Raw genomic sequence first — 15,878 nt, forward strand, 5'->3', positions numbered from 1 at the left:
CGCAGTGCCACTCGATCCACCGGTCGCGGTCATCATCGCTCGCGGTGATCAGGGCGAAGCCGATCTGGCCCCGTGCGGAGAGCCGGGCCAGGTCGGCGCATCGACAGCGCCTGGATCCAGAGCGCGCCCGGCGGCTTGTCGATGCCGTCGATGCCGTCGGGATCGAAGGCGAGCGCCAGAACCGCCACCGGACGCCCGCCGGCGCCTTACGCGGCGCGCACGTGCGTCAGGCCCCACTCGCGGGCCAGCAGGCGATGTGAGGCGAGGCGATCCTCGTGCCGGTACGCGACACTGGTCACGACCAGCTCGTCCGCACCGGTCAGCTGCTGCAGCGAGGTCAGCCGCTCGGCCACCGCACCGGAAGTGCCGACGAACTGGGTGCTCACCCGATCCTCCACCAGCTTGCGCTGCTGATCGGTCAGCGGCGCCGCGGTATCCGGGTCCTGATAATGCGCCGCGCCCGCCCCGCTGCGAATGCTGTACACCCAATGCCCGTAGGTCGAGGCCAGGTGTTCGGCCGTCGCACGGTCCTCGGCGACGACCACATCCGCCGAGACCACCACGTACGGCCTGGGGTACCGCTCCGAGGGGCGGAACGACTCCCGATATGCCGCAACGGTTTCCAGGATGGTGCCGGGCGAGACGTGATAGTTCGCCGCGAAGGGCAGTCCCAGACGTCCGGCCAGCCGCGCGCTCTCGCCACCGCTGCTGCCGAACAGCCACAGCTCCACCTGCGCACCCTCGCCCGGAATCGCGTGCAGTGCGACACCTTCGGGTGTCCGGAAGTCTCCGGCCAGCAGTGCGCGGATCTGCTCCACCTGTTCGGTGTACTCCACCGGCCGGGCGCCGGGCAGCGTGAGCGCGGCCAGACTCGCCGACAGCCGAGAGGTGTCCAGCATCTGTCCGGGCTTGAACGGCGGCGGGATCACCACACCCTCACGCACCTCGACGGGTCGATCCGGAATGCGCACCGGGGGCACCCCCGCCGACCGGAACTGATCGGCGCGATGACCGGATCGGCCCAGCCCCAGATCCACCCGCCCCGGATACAGCGCATCGATCGTCCCGAAGGCCTCCACCACCGAGGCCGCGGTGTGATGACCCAATTGCACGGCCGCCGAACCGATCCGGATGCTCGTGGTGGCGGCGGCCACCAGGCCGATCAGCGTGGCCGGCGCCGCGCTGGCGACCTGCACGAAATGGTGTTCGGCGAGCCAGAAGCGCCGATATCCCCAGGCCTCGGCGCGCTGGGCCAGGTCGATGGTGTTCCGGATGGCCTGCTGCGGTGTGGATCCCGCGCTGACCGGGGACAGATCCAGGACGGAGAGCGGAATGGTCATGACACGGGTACTCCTTCGCTGCTGTGGCGTTCGGGCATGGCGAGCTCCCGGACCGCGCCCGGGACCGCCGCGAGCAGTTCGCGGGTGTACTCGTGGCCGGGATGCTCGAACAGTGTTGCGGTGTCGGCGGTTTCGACGATTCGACCGGCGCGCATGACCGCCACTCGGTCGCTGACCCGGCGCACCACGGCCAGATCGTGAGAGATGAACAGGTAACTCAGGCCCAGCTCGCGCTGCAGTCCTTCCAGCAGATCGAGGATCTGCGCCTGCACCGAGACGTCCAGGGCCGATACCGGCTCGTCGAGCACCACCAGGTCCGGCCGCAGCGCCAGGGCACGGGCGATCGCCACGCGCTGGCGCTGCCCGCCGGACAGGGCCGCGGGCCGCCGATCCCGCAGCTCCGGCGACAGGGCCACCTGCTCGAGCAGTTCGGCCACCCGCTCGCGGCGATCACCGATTCCGAAGGCCCGCAGGGGTTCGGCGATACTCTGCCCGATACTCACCGCGGGATTCAGCGAGGCGTACGGGTTCTGGTAGACGACCTGCACGCGGCGCCGGAATTCGCGCAGCGCACCGCCGCGCAGCCCGGTGACGTCCCGGCCGTCGAGGGTTATTCGGCCCGCGTCGGGCCGCTCCAGCCGCGCCAGGATTCGGGCGGTCGTGGTCTTGCCCGAGCCGGATTCGCCGACCAGCGCGAGGGTTTCGCCGCGATCGATACGCACTGTGACCTCGTCGACGGCCGCGAGTTCGGTGCGCGGGCCGACCCGGAACGTCCGGCGCAGGTTCGTGGCCGCCAGCAGGGGCGTCGCCGTCGGCGGGCGCGGCGGCCTGGGCTCGGCGTGCAGGGTAGGCACCGAATCCAGCAGTCGCCGCGTGTATTCGTGCCGCGGATCGCCCAGCACCTGTGCGGTGGGGCCGGATTCGACGATCTCACCGCGGCGCATCACCACGATGCGATCGGCGCGATCGGCCGCCACGCCCAGATCGTGGGTGATCAGCAGCACCGCGGTACCGGATTCGGCGGTACGCGCGGCGAGATGGTCCAGGATGCGGCGCTGCACGGTGACGTCCAGGGCACTGGTCGGCTCGTCGGCGATCACCAGCTCCGGATGGCAGGCCAGGGCGATGCCGATCAGCACGCGCTGGCGCTGGCCGCCCGACAGGTCCTGTGGATATTGCCGCGCACGCAGTTCCGGCCGATCCAATCCGGCCGTGGTGAGGATCTCCACCGCCCGCGCCTTCCCCGTGCGCCGGGTCGCCAGGCCGTGGATGCGCAGTGCCTCGGCCACCTGATCGCCCACCCGCAGCACCGGATTCAGCGCCGTCCCGGGATCCTGCGGTACGAAACCGATTCGGGCGCCGCGTATCGCGCGCACGGTGCGCGCCGGCGCATTGTCGATTCGCTGCCCGGCGAAGGCGATTCGCCCGCCCGTGATCGTGCCCCCGCCCGGCAGGCCGAGCACCGCGTGCGCGAGAGTCGATTTCCCCGAACCCGATTCACCGACCAGGGCGACGGTCTCCCCCTGCGAGACCGTCAGCGACACTCCCGCCACGGCCGGGATCGGCCCGCCGTCGCGGTATTCCACGCGCAGATCCGCCACACGCAGCAGCGGCTCGCCCGCGAGCGATGCGGCGCTCATCGGTCACCGTCCCTGGCCAGGGCACGGCCGAGCCGTTGCGCGGCCAGCACCACCGCGACGATGACCAAGCCCGGCAAGGTGGTCATCCACCAGGCGACGGCCAGATAGTCCCGCCCGCCGGAGATCAGCGAACCCCACTCCGGCGTGGGCGGCGGCGCGCCGTACCCGAGGAAGCTCAGCGACGACACCGCCAGCACCGCCACACCGAACTCGATGGCGGCCAACGCCGCGACCGGCGCGTACGCGGTGCGCAGCACATGGCGGATCAGCACCGCGGGCCAGCGCACCCCCGAGGCGAAGGCCGCCTCGACATAGGGTGCGCGCCGCACCCGCACCACCTCGGCCCGCATGACCCGCGCGAAGGTCGGCACCAGCGCGACGCCGACCGCGATCGCGACATTGCGGGTGCCGAATCCGAGCGCGGTGACCAGTACCAGTGCGCTCAACAGCTCCGGAATCGACAGCAGCACATCGATGATCCGCATCAGCGCCGCGTCCACCACACCGCCGAGCGAACCGGCCAGCAGGCCCACCAGCGCACCGGCGATCAGGCCGATCGCGACCGCGGCAATCGTTGCGGTGAGGGATAATTCGGTGGCGTGCACGACCCTCGTGTAGAGATCGCGACCGAGATTGTCGGTGCCGAACCAGTGCCGCGCACTGGGCGCACGCAGCTTCTCCTCCGGAATGCCATGCAGCGGATCGCCTCCGGCGAACAGCGACGGGGCCGCTGCCCAGCCGAGCACTAGCAGCAGAAAGGCCGCGGCAAGTACGGTGAACCCGCTGGCACGCACACTCTTACCGACCCGCGCCGGATCGATGCTCAACACGTCACGAAACTCGCGACGTGCCGTCAAGACCGAATCACTCATCGCGGCACAGTTTCTCGATGAAGATCCCGTTCGCGGGCCACCGCGTTCGACTGCCGCGGCACCCGCTTGCGGCCGAGGTCCCGCGCCACACGGGGATCCACGATCGGGTGGATCAGGTCGACGGCGAGGTTGACGATCGCATACGCCAGCGCCGTCAGCATGACCACGCCCTGGACGACCGGAATATCCTCGGCCAGTACGGCCGTCTGCGTCAATCGCCCGATCCCGGCCCGCGAGAACACCGTCTCCACCACTACCGACCCGGCCAGCACCGTACCCACCCACACGCCGGCGACCGCCAGCGTCGGCGCCAGCGCGGGCCGCAGTACATGGCGCGTCTGCACCCACCAGCGCGAGGCGCCCTTGGCGAACGCCACCTCGACGAAGGGCTGACGCCATGTACCGATCAGACCGCTGTAGAGCACCTGCGCCATGACGGCGCCGACCGGTATCGCCAGCGTCACCGCGGGCAGCACGGTCCCCCGCAGTCCGGTGCCGCCGAATGCCGGAAAGAGCCGCAGCCGGAACGAAAATAGCTGTAGCAGAAGCAATCCCACCCAGAACGTGGGCGCGGAGGCGCCGATCGGCGGCAGCGCGGTGAGCAGCCCGCGCAGCCATTTCCGCTCGGTGTAGGCCGCGGCGAGCGCCAGCGCCCCGCCGAAGATCACCGCCAGGCACAGTGCCAGCGCGGCCAGCGCCAGCGTCGAGGGCAGTGCCTCGCCGAGCGCCCCGGTGACGGACTCACCGGTGCTGAACGAATGCCCCAGATCGCCGTGCACGGCATGCTCCAGCGCTGTCCAATACTGTTGCCACACCGGCTTGTCCAGCCCGTAGCGGGCCCGCATCGCGGCCACCGCGGCCGGATCGACGGGCACGCCCGGATTCGCGCCGGCCGCCAGCGCGACCGGATCCGCCGGCAGCAGGTACAGCACACCGAACGACACGGTGAACGCCGCCCACAACACCGCGATCGCCTGCGACAGCCGCGAGATCACATATCGGGCCGTGGAGCTCACCGCACCGCCCCCTCGGCGAGGTATCGCTCGAGACCCAGCGGCCGGCTCTTGATCCGTTGCCGCAGAACCGGAGCCACCTCGCCTTGGAACAGCTCGAGGCTGTCGCGATGCTGCGCGGGGGTGAACCCGTCGCCGTCGGCGGCGAGATGAATCACCTCGTGCCCGAATCGCTCGTGATAGCGCAACACCTTCTCCAGCACCTGCTGCGGACTGCCGATCAGTGCGGAGCTCCGGTCGACGAAGTCCTCGACGGAGTCGAACACGATCGGCAGATCGTGCTTGCGCGCCACGGCCTGCCGGGCCTCGAAGATCGGCCGATACGCCCGCACCGCCGCCTGCGAATCCCGAGCGACATGGAACCCGGCCGTCCCCGCCCCGATCAGCGCCTCCGCCGGGTCGTGGCCGTGCTCGGCCCACCGCTCCCGATAGTGGTCGATCAGTGCGGCATAGGGCTCGATCGGATGCGTCACATTGGCCGAGAACAGCGGATCGCCGTACCGCGCGGCCAACTCGACCGACTCTCGGCTGGTCGCGCTGCCGTGCCAGATCCGCAGTCGCCGCTGCAGTGGCCGCGGCAGCGCCTTGGCCTCGGTGAGCGAGGGCCGGAACCGGCCGACCCAGGTGACCTCGTCACTGTCCCACAGCCGCCGGAACAGCTCGTACCCTTCGCGATTGCGCTCCCACTGATCCTGCGCGGTGACATGGAACAGCTTCGCCTGTGCCGCACCGTTGCCCTTGCCGATGATCAACTCCAGCCGGCCGCCGGACAGGTTGTCCAGGGTCGAATAGTCCTCGAATGCCCGCACCGGGTCCAGCAGGCTCAGCGTGGTGACCCCGGTGAACAGCGCGATCCGCGAGGTCACCGCGGCGATGTGGCTGAGCACCACCGGGGGTGCGGCGGAGATGAACGGATCCTCGTGCCGCTCACCGACGGCGAAGCCGTCGTAGCCGAGTTCCTCGGCCAGCCCGGCAGTCTCGACTACCCGGCGAAGGCGCTGCGCCGGGCTCTCGACGGCGCCGGTCACCGGGTCGGGTTGATGCGTGATGAGGGTCAGCAGCAGGAATTTCACGTGACCACCTCCTCGGCCGGGCCGTGCGCCTCACAGGACATGGGACAGAAAGGCCTTCGTGCGCGGATGGGTGGGGTGGTCCAGCACCTGGCCGGGCGGCCCCTGCTCGATGATCGTCCCGGAGTCCAACAGCACCACGGTGTCGGCCACCTCCCGGGCGAATCCGATCTCGTGCGTGACGATCACCAGCGTCGAACCGTCGCCGGCCAGTCCGCGAATCACATCGAGCACCTCGCCGACGAGTTCGGGATCCAGCGCCGAGGTGGGCTCGTCGAACAGCACCACGTCGGGACGCAGTGCCAGGGCCCGCGCGATCGCCACCCGTTGCTGCTGCCCGCCGGATAGCCTGCGCGGATACTCATCGGCCTTGTCGCCCAGGCCGACCCGCTCGAGCAGCCGCACCGCCTCGGTCTTCACCGCCGTGCGCGCCCGTCCCTGTGCCGAAACCGGGGCCAGGACAACATTTTCCAGCACGGTCAGATGCGGGAAGAGGTTGAAGTTCTGGAATACGAAGCCGATTCGCGCACGCTGGCGCAGGATTTCGCGCTCGCTCAGTTCGTGCAACCGCGCACCCTTGCGGCGGTAGCCGACGAGTTCGCCGCCCACCCGCACGGTGCCCGCGTCGACCTTCTCCAGATGGTTGATGGTGCGCAGCAGGGTCGACTTTCCGGATCCCGAGGGACCCAGGATCACCGTCACCTCGCCCGGACGCACCGCGAGATCGACACCGCGCAGCACCTCGTGACCGCCGAAATGTTTTCGGACGCTGCGTAATTCGACGGCGAATTCGGATTTCGACTGTCGGCTCATCACCGCTCCCCCGTGACGCTCGCACCGGTGACACCGGCGGCGCTCGCACCGGTAACACCGGCGGCGCTCGCACCGGTGATCTCCGCGATCTTGCCGCGCACCCGCTGCCAGGGCGTCGGGGGCAGTTCACGCGCGGCGCCCTTCGCGAAATGCCGTTCGATGTAGTACTGCGCGACGCTCAGCACACTGGTGAGCACGATGTACCAGATCGTCGCCACCATCAGCAGCGGCACCACCCGGCCGTTGCGGCCGTAGATGACCTGGACCTGGTAGAACAGCTCCGCGATCGCCATCACCGAGACGATCGAGGTGCCCTTGAACAGGCTGATCACCTCGTTGGCGGCATTGGGCAGAATGCCCCGCATGGCCTGTGGCGCGACGATGGTGAAGAACTGCCGCCGCCAAGGCAACCCGAGCGATTTGGCCGCCTCGATCTGCCCCGAATCCACCGAGATGATTCCGGCGCGGATGATTTCGGCGGCGTAGGCGGCCTGATGCAGCGCCAGCCCGATGACCGCCGCGGTGAAGCCGCTGATCACCCCGTTCACATCGAAGCTGAAAAGGGCCGGCCCGAACGGAATCCCGAACGACATCCGCTTGTACAGGTAGGCGATGTTGAACCAGAACAGCAGCTGCACGATCAGCGGGATGGACCGGAACGCCCACACGTAGACCCACGCGATCACCTGCAGCACCGGGATTTTCGACAATCGCGCGATCGCCACCCAGATGCCGATCAGAAATCCGAACAGCGTGCCCCAGAAGGTCAGCTCCAGGGTCACCCGCAGCGCGGCCAGCACCGCCCGCGCGGTGAAGTATCTGCCGAACGTGGGCCAGTCCCAGCCGGGATTGGTGACCAGGCCGTGCGCGAACTGCGCCACCAGCACCAGGGTGACCACCGCCGCCAGCCAGCGCCACGGGTGCCAGGTCCGCGCGAGGCGCAGCTCCTGCTCGCCGGCGTCCGGGGACACCGGAGCCTCGACGGCGGCCGCGGTACTCATGCCGTACTACCCATCCGCTCGCTCATGAAATCCTCCATCGATACGCGCGGCTCGAAGATCGGGAGCCTCATCAGCCGATACGGCGACCACCCTGTCGACGCTAGAACCGCGGGGCCGCGATGTCCGCACTCCCGCTCAGCGTGAATTCAACTGTTGGCATGCGGTTTTCCCATCGATCACCGGGAAATCGCCGACCGCCCGTTCTCATATGTACACATATGTTCGCAATACTCTAAGGTGAACACCGTCGTTCCAGAGTCCCGTATGCCGAGCCCCGAGGAGTCCGCACATGAAAGACCTCGACGGACGCCTATGCCTGATCACCGGCGCAGCCAGCGGCATCGGCCGGGCCACCGCGGTGGCGGCCGCGGGCGCGGGCGCCCAGCTGTTCCTGACCGACATCGCCGCGGACGGCCTGGAGCAGACCGCGGAGCTGGTGCGGGCCGCGGGTGGCCGGGTGCTGGACGCGCGGGCGCTGGACATCCGCGACTACGACGCGGTCACCCTGTGGGCCGAACGAATTCACGACCAGTACGGCAGCCTCGACGCGGTGATGAATATCGCGGGCATAGCTATCTGGGGCACCGTGGAGAACCTCGAGCATCGCCATTGGCGTTCGGTCATCGATGTGAACCTGATGGGGCCGATCCACATCATCGAGAACTTCCTGCCACCGATGGTGCGCGCGGGGCGCGGCGGACATCTGGTGAACGTGTCCTCGGCGGCGGGCCTGCTCGCGCTGCCGTGGCACGCGGCCTACAGCGCCAGCAAATTCGGCCTTCGAGGCATCTCGGAGGTGCTGCGCTTCGATCTGGAGCGCCACGGCATCGGGGTGAGCCTGGTGGTTCCGGGCGCGGTACGCACGCCGCTCGTGGGCTCCGCGCAAATCGTCGGCATCGATCGCGACGATCCCCGGGTGCGGCGGCTGACAAGCCGGTTCGAGGGGCACGCCGTCGCACCGGAGAAGGTCGCCGAGCGCATCCTGGACGGCGTGCGGCACAACAGATTTCTCGTGCACACCTCCGCCGACATCCGGATCGGCTACTGGTTCGCCCGCAAGTTCGCGCTACCGTACGAGAAAGTCATGCGAACGGCGAATCGGCAGTTCAGCCGGGTACTCGAGGCACAACAGCGCACACCTCACGACACGACCCCGGAGCCAGCAAACCCTGGCGATGGATAGTTCGCTACGTTATTCCACGGCTTTTAAAATCTATTCCAGTACTTTTTAATCTATTTCTGCGCGACGCAGACCACGAAGTGACGCTGCTGATAGACCACGCCGTGGTTGGCGTCGGTGCACGTGTTCACGTCCGAGGTGCCGTGGTTGATCGACTGCACCCGAACCAGTCCGGGCGCCGAGTCGCTGCAATCGACCGGGGTCGCCGAACCGCCGGACATCGACATGCAACGGCCGACCTCCCAGTCGGTATCCATGCACAACTTGTCCCGCGCGCCGCCGGGCAGAGCCTGGGTGATCGAGCGGTCCGAATCGCTCGGGCACGAACTGCCTCCGCCCACCGTGCTGCTCACCCGATAGGCCGAATCCCCACTGCCACAGTCGGCGGCGGTGCCGGAGGCGCTCACGCAATCACCCGCACCGACCGGCGCCGCCGCGGGCGCGGGCGCGGTGCTCCGCTGATTCGCGTTGCTGTTGACCATGCCGGGTGTGGTCGGGGTGGTGGGCGCCGACGTGGTCGGCTTGGTGGTGGGCGTCGCCGACGTGGTGGTCGGCTTCGTCGTGGTCGGCTTGGCGGTGGTGGCCCGCGGCCGCTGCCCGGGCATCGTGAGCGTCGCGGGCACGCGGGGAACCGGGGCGGCGAGAGTCACCGTCGCCGTCGAGGTCGTCGCGGCGCTGACGCTGGTGTTGTGCGGGTGATGACCGCTCATCGACAGCGCGGCAAAGATCAGGCACGCCATCGCGAGTCCGGAGGCAACTACGAAGCCCCCCAGAATGACTCCGGCGTGGGCACGGCGACGCGGCACGGACAGATCCTCCAACAGCTGTAACCCCTCGGACCTGAAATCACTGGATCCGAAATCTGAACACACGTGTTTTGCGAACCCTTAGTGCATACACCAGTCGCACCCACTCGCGCGAATTGTGAAGCCCCGCATTTTTACTCATTCGTGACCCGGTTTGATCACACATAACAGTTCTGCAACGATACGAGCGCGGTATCACCATTTCGTCCGAACTGTCATAAAGCTTCCGACGCGATAGAGTGATCTGCCGTCCGGCCCATCCGTGCCGGTCGTCTGCTTCTGAAGGACAGCGCATGAAGTTCGGCAAGTTCGCCGCAACCGCTTTGCTCGCGGTTGCGACGGTGGGGATCGCCGCAGGGACGGCGAGTGCGAACCCACCGGTGTCGACTCCCCCCGCCCCCACCAAACACATCGCCAAGGACATCTCCGCCACCGGAGTCGATCACGGCGTCACGTATCACGCCACGTTGTCGGATCTGTCCCGCAAGCTCACCACCACGGTGACAGGCGGACGATTCGTCATGGCCCAGAACGGCACCGAGATCGATCTGAAGTCTGTCAACGGTGCCTCCCTCGCCAAGGTGCCGCTGACGTACAAGCTCGACGGCAGCACGGTTCACGTCGCGCAACAGATCAGCGCCGACGGCCACCAGCTCGTGCTGCAGCCCAAGGCGAGCGCCAAGGAGATCGGCTCGCTGCAGCCGGTCGACAAGATGGCCGTGCTCACCCAGCAGATCAACAAGAACATCGTCGGCGTGGTCGCCGGCGGCGTCATCGGCGGTCTCATCGGCGCGGTCTGCGGGCTGTTCTGGCTCAGCTGGCTCACCGGCCCGATCGGACTGCTCGTCGGCGCGCTCGCCGGCGGCTACATCATGGGCGGCATGCCGTTCATGAACGCGGTGACGCAGGTCGTTTAGCGATCGGCAGGCCGCGGACCCGCAACCCTCGGTTCGTGGCCTGTTTGGTTGCACGCCTGAGTAATTCGTGGCTCAATGCGATGGGGCGGTGTCCTACCGACCGCCCCGCCGCGACGAGCTGAGGATTTCGACTCATGACCGGGGACTGGCAGCAGCAGTGGGCGCCCACGGACGACCCGGAAATGGTCGAACTGCGGGACCCGTTGTCGCAATGCGCGGTTCAGATCGCGCGGCCCGATTCCGCGGAACTGCCCGCCGAATTCCTGGTCGAGCTGGAGACTCTGGTGTTCCAGTGGGAGAACCCGGCGACCCAGGCGGCGGCCGACGCATACCTCGCCCTGCGCGGCGAGCGGGAGCATCTGGCTATTCTGCGCGGCCTCAGCTGGCTGTGCGCCCTGTGGGCGGTGGTGTGCGAGACACGTCTGGGCAAACCCGCCGACGCCATCATCCGGGATCTGGACTACCGGGGTGGGCGACGGGTCATCCACAGCGAGGATGAGGCGATCGTGTGGGACGGCCTGACCCACCGGGTTCGTCTGGGCGCACTGGCCGCGCTCACCGAGGACCCTCGCGCGGTCGCCGCGTACCGAGCCGCGTGCACGGATCCGGCCGACATCGCCCCGGCGCTGGTTCAGCACACGCTGATCCACCTCGACGGCTTCAGCCAGGACATGCAGCGGCACGATCTGACCGCGCGCGGGCTGGCCGCCGCGGTGATCACCAACACCGGTCCGGGGACGGGGCGACGCCGCAGGTTGTGTTTCCGTCCCGCACACCCGATGTGAATGTGTCGGTTATCACACTGCCGTAGGAAGCTCCTCGACGTGCAGGCGGCGGAACCGACTGCCGTGGAAGACGAGTGGATCCACATCCGCGCGAGTCGCCAGCCGGTGGACGCGCAGGATCACCACCTGATGGTCGCCCGCGGGGACCTGGGTCTCGATCGTGCCCTCGAGCCAGGCGGACGCGCCCTCGACGAATACCGCGTGCCCCGCTCCGTGGCGCAGCGTCAGGCCCGCGAATCGGTCCCCCGAGCGCGCGGCCAGCGAGCGCGCGGCGTCCTGCTGGCCGGTGCCGAGCAGGCTCAGCCCCAGATGGCTGGCCTCGGACAGCCGCGGCCACGTCGTGGAGCTGTTCTGCACACAGAACGAGACCAGCGGCGGGTCCAGCGACACCGGCACGAAGGTGCTCACCGCCAATCCGTACGGGGTGCCCCCGAGGTCGGCGCACACTCCCACCACACCACTGGGGAACGAGGCGAAGGCCCGGCGCAATCCGGCGCCGTCGGCGGGAATCTCGTCGAGTTCGGACATGGGGTACCTCTTTCACCAGGGCCGCCGTGGCGGGCTCGGTTACACCACGCCGTGTAACGGCGGCGGTGTGTCGTGTAGCAGGGCGCGGCCCAGATGCTGGTATTTCCAGCGCACCGGATCGTGCAGTGTATGGGTCCGGGCATTGCGCCAGAAGTGGTCCAGGTTCAGATCCGCTGCCGCACTGCGGGTTCCGCTCACCTCGAACAGTGCCGCCGGGACCTCGGTGGCCGCGCGATCGGCGACGGCCTTGGCCGCGGCGACCGCGAGCGAGGCGCGGGCGATCGGGTCGGGATCCGGATGATCGATCCGAGTCGCGGCATCGACGGCCAGACCGGCGGCGGTCAGTGTCGCCTCGGCGGCGGTCACGGACACCGACAGCTCGCCGACCCGCTGAATCACCAGCGGATCGTCGACCGCCCGCTCGACACTGGCCTCGAACCAGGGGCGACTGCGGGTGCGCACGAATTCCACCGCCGCACCGAGCGCACCGCGCGCGATGCCGGTATCGATCGCGGCGTGCAGCAGTTGTGCGAACGCGCCGTATCCGGTCGGCGCGCGCACCGCCTCCGCGCGGGCCACGACCTGATCGGGATCGACCAGCACACCGTCGAATCGAACGGTGCCGCTGCCGGTCGTGCGCTGCCCCACGGCATTCCAGTCGTCGATGATCTCCACCCCCGGCGCATCGGCGGGGAGATAGGCGATGTACTCACCCTGCTCCAACCCGCTGCGGCCCTCCGGATCGTCGAGCCTGGTCAGCACGGCCAGCAGATCGGCGAAAAGTGAACCGGTACAATAGAATTTGGCGCCATCGATGCGTAGGCGCCCGTTCTCGGGCCGAATCGTCGTCGCCACCTGCGCGACCGTGGTCCCGCCACGCTCGGACTGCGCGTTGGCGATCGTCGCGCCACCGAGCACCTGCGTGAAGTACCGCTTTCGCTGGTCGTCGGATCCGGCCAGCCGCAGCAGGTTCACGTACACGAAATGACTGTGCGGAATCTGGGCGATATTCGGATCCGCCGTCGCGAGGATACGGACCACCTCGGCCAATGCGCTGGGCGGCAGATCGGCCCCGCCATATGCCTCGGGCACGGTGGCGGCCAGCAAACCGCTCTCCGCCAACCGCCGCACCTCCGGATGGGGCAACTGCCGCAACCTGTCTCGCTCGGACGCGGCGACGGCGAATTCGGCCGCCAACTCCGCGGCCACCCGGAAGGCATCGTCGGCGGAGGTGATGCGCCGTGCCGTCACCGCCGTCATCACGCCACCGCGACGGGCTTGCGCTGTGCCTCGAGCTCACGCACCAGCGGCAGCACACGACTGCCGAAGTATTCGACCTCCTCCTGGAAGTGCAGGAAGCCCGCCAGGATCAGATCCACGCCGCGGTCGCGGTAGGCCACGATGCGCTCGGCGATCTGTTCGGGAGTGCCGATCAGCTTGGTCCGGAAGCCGTCGTTGTACTGCACCAGATCCTCGAAGGTGGAATCGGCCCACATCCCCTTGCGATCCGAGGTGGACGCGCCCGCCTGCTGGACCGCGTCGTGGAATCCCTGTACCGCAGGGCGATTGGCCTTGTCGATGATCTCGCGAAGGGTGTCCTTGGCTTCCTTCTCGGTGTCGCGGGCGATGATGAACCCGTTGAGCCCGAACCGAACCTCCCGGTCGTGCTCGCGGGCGACCGCGCGCACATCCTCCAGTTGCTCGGTGACGCCGTCGAAGTCCTTGCCGTTGGAGAAGTACCAGTCCGCGTAGCGCCCGCCGTTGCGGCGCGCGGCGCTGGAGTTACCGCCCTGGAACAGTTCGGGATTGGGCCGCTCCGGAGTGTTGAGCGGCTTGGGCTTGAGCGTGAAGTCGCGGATCCGGTAGAAGTCGCCGCCGTAGTTCACCGCGTCCTCGGTCCAGATCTTGCGGATCACCTCGAGGAATTCGCCGCTGCGCCGGTAGCGTTCGTCGTGTTCGAGCCAGGGTTCGCCCAGCGCCTGGAATTCCCCGGCGAACCAGCCCGAGACGACGTTGATCGCGAACCGGCCGCCGGACAGATGATCGGCGGTCGCCCCGAATTTGGCCAATACGGCCGGATGCCACAGCCCCGGATGAATGGCCGCGATGACCTTGAGCCGCTCGGTCGCGCCGAGCAGTGCCAGGCTGAACGAGGTCGACTCGTGCTGGTATTCCGCGCCGTACGAGGCGGTGTACCGGACCTGGGACAGCGCGTATTCGAAGCCGTTGCGTTCGGCGGTCTGGGCCAGCTTCTTGTTGTATTCGAAATCCCAGCTCGTGCGCTGCTCGATGTCACTGGTGACCAGGCCGCCGCTGACGTTGGGAACCCAGTAGGCGAACCGGGTCTGTTCGGCAATTTTCTCGGTGCTCACTCATGCTCCCAGTGGTATCCGTCGGAATCTGCGGCCGCCTCGGCCGGGCGCGCGGTGTGCCCCTCACTTCAGCACCGCGCGCTACCCGACACGAGGGTTTGAATCTGTGCGATCTCATCGATGGGACGGGGGACGGTAAGCCGGCGGGGTGGGTGAACTCAGGCGACTGCCTCGAACCGTGAGCGCTCGAAACGACCGGCAGGCTGGAACTGGCTCAGTAGTCCGGCTGCCTCCTGGCCGGTGACATGCTGGATATAAGCGTCCGCCGCATCGGTGGAGGCGATATCCAGGAACGGCTGCGGGCGATGCAGCAGGCCCACCAGCGCCGAGGCGAACTGCGGGTCCACCGTGGCGGCGGGAAAGAAGCGATTGCCGATATCGCCGAATTCCGGATCGCTCAGGAACAGCCGGGTGACCCGGCTGGCCGCGTCCGAGCGCGCACCCAGGAATTCGGCGTACCGCGTCTCGAGCCATTCACGATCGAACTGCCCCTCGTGCGTCGCCGCGGCCGCGACCAGCCGCTGCGCCTGAATCAGCCCGCTCTGCGCGCCCTGACCCGCGATCGGGTCGTACGCCACGGCGGTATCGCCCAGAGCAGCGACGAGGTGCCCGCCCGCGGTGGCGCCGACACCCGTGCGCACCACCGGCCGGACCGCGCCCTTGAGCCACGAGTGTGGATCCTCGGAGATGACCTGCGTGGCAAGGACTTCCGGCAAGTCCCAGTCGACGAAGTCACGGTAGAGATCCTGCACGATCCGATGCGCCGACTCTGCGGAATCGGCGGCGGCGAAACGCTTTTCCCAATCACTGCCGGGCCTGGCCCACCCCAGGAACGCCCACGACGGTCCGGCGTCCTTGTGCAGATACGGACCCCACCATGCCTCACCCTGCTCGGCGAGGATCGAGAATCCGCTGTGTGCGCCACCGTCCAGGCTGCGATGTGCGAAAACCTCAGGGCCATAGCCCAATCCGGTGACGGTCACGGTGAGCAGCCGGCGTTGCGGCTCGGCGTACACCGTGCGCACGGGGTCGATCTCGAACAGATCGGCCAGGCCACCACGCCCGGTGGCGACCAGAGTCAGATCATTGGCGGCCGCGATCGGATCGAGCGTCTCGGGCGTCACCGACTGCACGACGAACCGGCCGCCGCGCTCCTGGAATCGGGTGAGTCGCTCGTCGGCCTTCAGGCGGGTATCCACGGCGAGCCCGACATATCCGTCGAAATTGCCGTCGAACGCGATCAATTCGGCGCTCTCCGGTCCAGCTATGCGCACACTCAGCCCGGAATGCCTGGGCGCCCGGTCGACAAAGGTATCCAGGCCGAGCGCGGACTCGGCGCCCTGCGCCTCGCCGAATTCCAACGCCGTGCCCGTGGCGGGCACATCATCGCGCAGCGCGCGCTGATCCCGATCGCTGTAGACGGTCACCTCGAAACCCGCGTCGAGCAGACCGAGTGCGGCGGTCACACCGGTCTGCCCCGCGCCTACTATCGCTGCCGTTCGGCTCGAATTCTGTTTTGTCATAGGGAAATTCTGATGCCC

Annotated in this window: 16 protein-coding genes; 4 read left to right on the forward strand and 12 right to left on the reverse strand. The window is 68.2% G+C overall.

Going from position 1 to position 15,878, the window contains the following annotated elements; all coding sequences use genetic code 11:
• Positions 1-206 precede the first annotated feature (206 nt).
• Genes JZ791_RS02025 through JZ791_RS02055 form a run of 7 tightly spaced genes read right to left on the reverse strand, consistent with a single transcriptional unit; the run spans position 207 to position 7,749 of the window.
• The gene (locus JZ791_RS02025; protein WP_216892379.1) at positions 207-1,340 is read right to left on the reverse strand and encodes an LLM class flavin-dependent oxidoreductase; all 1,134 of its coding nucleotides are present in this window, start codon (positions 1,338-1,340) and stop codon (positions 207-209) included.
• Positions 1,337-2,980, reverse strand: coding sequence for a dipeptide ABC transporter ATP-binding protein (locus tag JZ791_RS02030; RefSeq protein WP_216892380.1), 1,644 nt, complete (start codon positions 2,978-2,980; stop codon positions 1,337-1,339). The genes JZ791_RS02025 and JZ791_RS02030 overlap by 4 nt, the downstream gene beginning before the upstream one ends.
• Entirely contained in the window at positions 2,977-3,852 is an 876-nt protein-coding gene (locus tag JZ791_RS02035) for an ABC transporter permease (protein ID WP_216892381.1), read from the reverse strand. The genes JZ791_RS02030 and JZ791_RS02035 overlap by 4 nt, the downstream gene beginning before the upstream one ends.
• Positions 3,849-4,868 (reverse strand): ABC transporter permease, encoded by a 1,020-nt coding sequence (locus JZ791_RS02040; protein ID WP_308162720.1) that lies wholly within the window; start codon positions 4,866-4,868, stop codon positions 3,849-3,851. Before JZ791_RS02040 ends, JZ791_RS02035 begins: the two co-directional genes overlap by 4 nt.
• Entirely contained in the window at positions 4,865-5,938 is a 1,074-nt protein-coding gene (locus tag JZ791_RS02045) for an LLM class flavin-dependent oxidoreductase (RefSeq protein ID WP_216892382.1), read from the reverse strand. The genes JZ791_RS02040 and JZ791_RS02045 overlap by 4 nt, the downstream gene beginning before the upstream one ends.
• A gap of 30 nt (positions 5,939-5,968) precedes the next feature.
• Entirely contained in the window at positions 5,969-6,748 is a 780-nt protein-coding gene (locus JZ791_RS02050; RefSeq protein ID WP_216892383.1) for an amino acid ABC transporter ATP-binding protein, read from the reverse strand.
• Entirely contained in the window at positions 6,748-7,749 is a 1,002-nt protein-coding gene (locus tag JZ791_RS02055) for an amino acid ABC transporter permease (RefSeq protein ID WP_216892384.1), read from the reverse strand. Before JZ791_RS02055 ends, JZ791_RS02050 begins: the two co-directional genes overlap by 1 nt.
• Positions 7,750-8,038: 289 nt before the next feature.
• Between JZ791_RS02055 and JZ791_RS02060 the strand changes: the two genes are divergently transcribed.
• Positions 8,039-8,932 (forward strand): SDR family oxidoreductase, encoded by an 894-nt coding sequence (locus JZ791_RS02060; RefSeq protein ID WP_216892385.1) that lies wholly within the window; start codon positions 8,039-8,041, stop codon positions 8,930-8,932.
• A gap of 50 nt (positions 8,933-8,982) precedes the next feature.
• Here the strand turns inward: JZ791_RS02060 and JZ791_RS02065 are convergent, their stop codons facing one another.
• Entirely contained in the window at positions 8,983-9,411 is a 429-nt protein-coding gene (locus tag JZ791_RS02065; RefSeq protein ID WP_216892386.1) for an LppU/SCO3897 family protein, read from the reverse strand.
• Positions 9,412-9,418: 7 nt separating this feature from the next.
• Between JZ791_RS02065 and JZ791_RS02070 the strand changes: the two genes are divergently transcribed.
• From JZ791_RS02070 to JZ791_RS02080, 3 genes are all read left to right on the forward strand, one after another.
• Positions 9,419-9,628, forward strand: coding sequence for a hypothetical protein (locus tag JZ791_RS02070; protein WP_216892387.1), 210 nt, complete (start codon positions 9,419-9,421; stop codon positions 9,626-9,628).
• 400 nt (positions 9,629-10,028) lie between these two features.
• Entirely contained in the window at positions 10,029-10,652 is a 624-nt protein-coding gene (locus tag JZ791_RS02075; RefSeq protein ID WP_216892388.1) for a DUF8020 domain-containing protein, read from the forward strand.
• A gap of 134 nt (positions 10,653-10,786) precedes the next feature.
• A complete protein-coding gene (locus JZ791_RS02080) occupies positions 10,787-11,437 on the forward strand; it encodes a hypothetical protein (protein WP_216892389.1) in 651 nt (216 codons plus the stop codon).
• Between the two features lie 12 nt (positions 11,438-11,449).
• Here the strand turns inward: JZ791_RS02080 and JZ791_RS02085 are convergent, their stop codons facing one another.
• The 4 genes from JZ791_RS02085 to JZ791_RS02100 form a co-directional block, all read right to left on the reverse strand.
• Positions 11,450-11,965 carry a flavin reductase family protein gene (locus JZ791_RS02085; protein ID WP_216892390.1) on the reverse strand — a complete coding sequence of 172 codons (516 nt, stop codon included), beginning with the start codon at positions 11,963-11,965 and terminating at the stop codon, positions 11,450-11,452.
• A 39-nt stretch (positions 11,966-12,004) separates the two neighbouring features.
• Positions 12,005-13,225, reverse strand: coding sequence for an SfnB family sulfur acquisition oxidoreductase (locus JZ791_RS02090; protein ID WP_216892391.1), 1,221 nt, complete (start codon positions 13,223-13,225; stop codon positions 12,005-12,007).
• The gene (gene sfnG, locus JZ791_RS02095) at positions 13,225-14,337 is read right to left on the reverse strand and encodes a dimethylsulfone monooxygenase SfnG (RefSeq protein WP_216892392.1); all 1,113 of its coding nucleotides are present in this window, start codon (positions 14,335-14,337) and stop codon (positions 13,225-13,227) included. Before sfnG ends, JZ791_RS02090 begins: the two co-directional genes overlap by 1 nt.
• Positions 14,338-14,495: 158 nt before the next feature.
• Positions 14,496-15,860, reverse strand: a complete 1,365-nt coding sequence (locus JZ791_RS02100; RefSeq protein ID WP_216892393.1) for a styrene monooxygenase/indole monooxygenase family protein — start codon at positions 15,858-15,860, stop codon at positions 14,496-14,498.
• Between the last annotated feature and the right edge of the window lie 18 nt (positions 15,861-15,878).

The organism is Nocardia alni (assembly GCF_019038435.1).
GTDB lineage: Bacteria > Actinomycetota > Actinomycetes > Mycobacteriales > Mycobacteriaceae > Nocardia > Nocardia alni.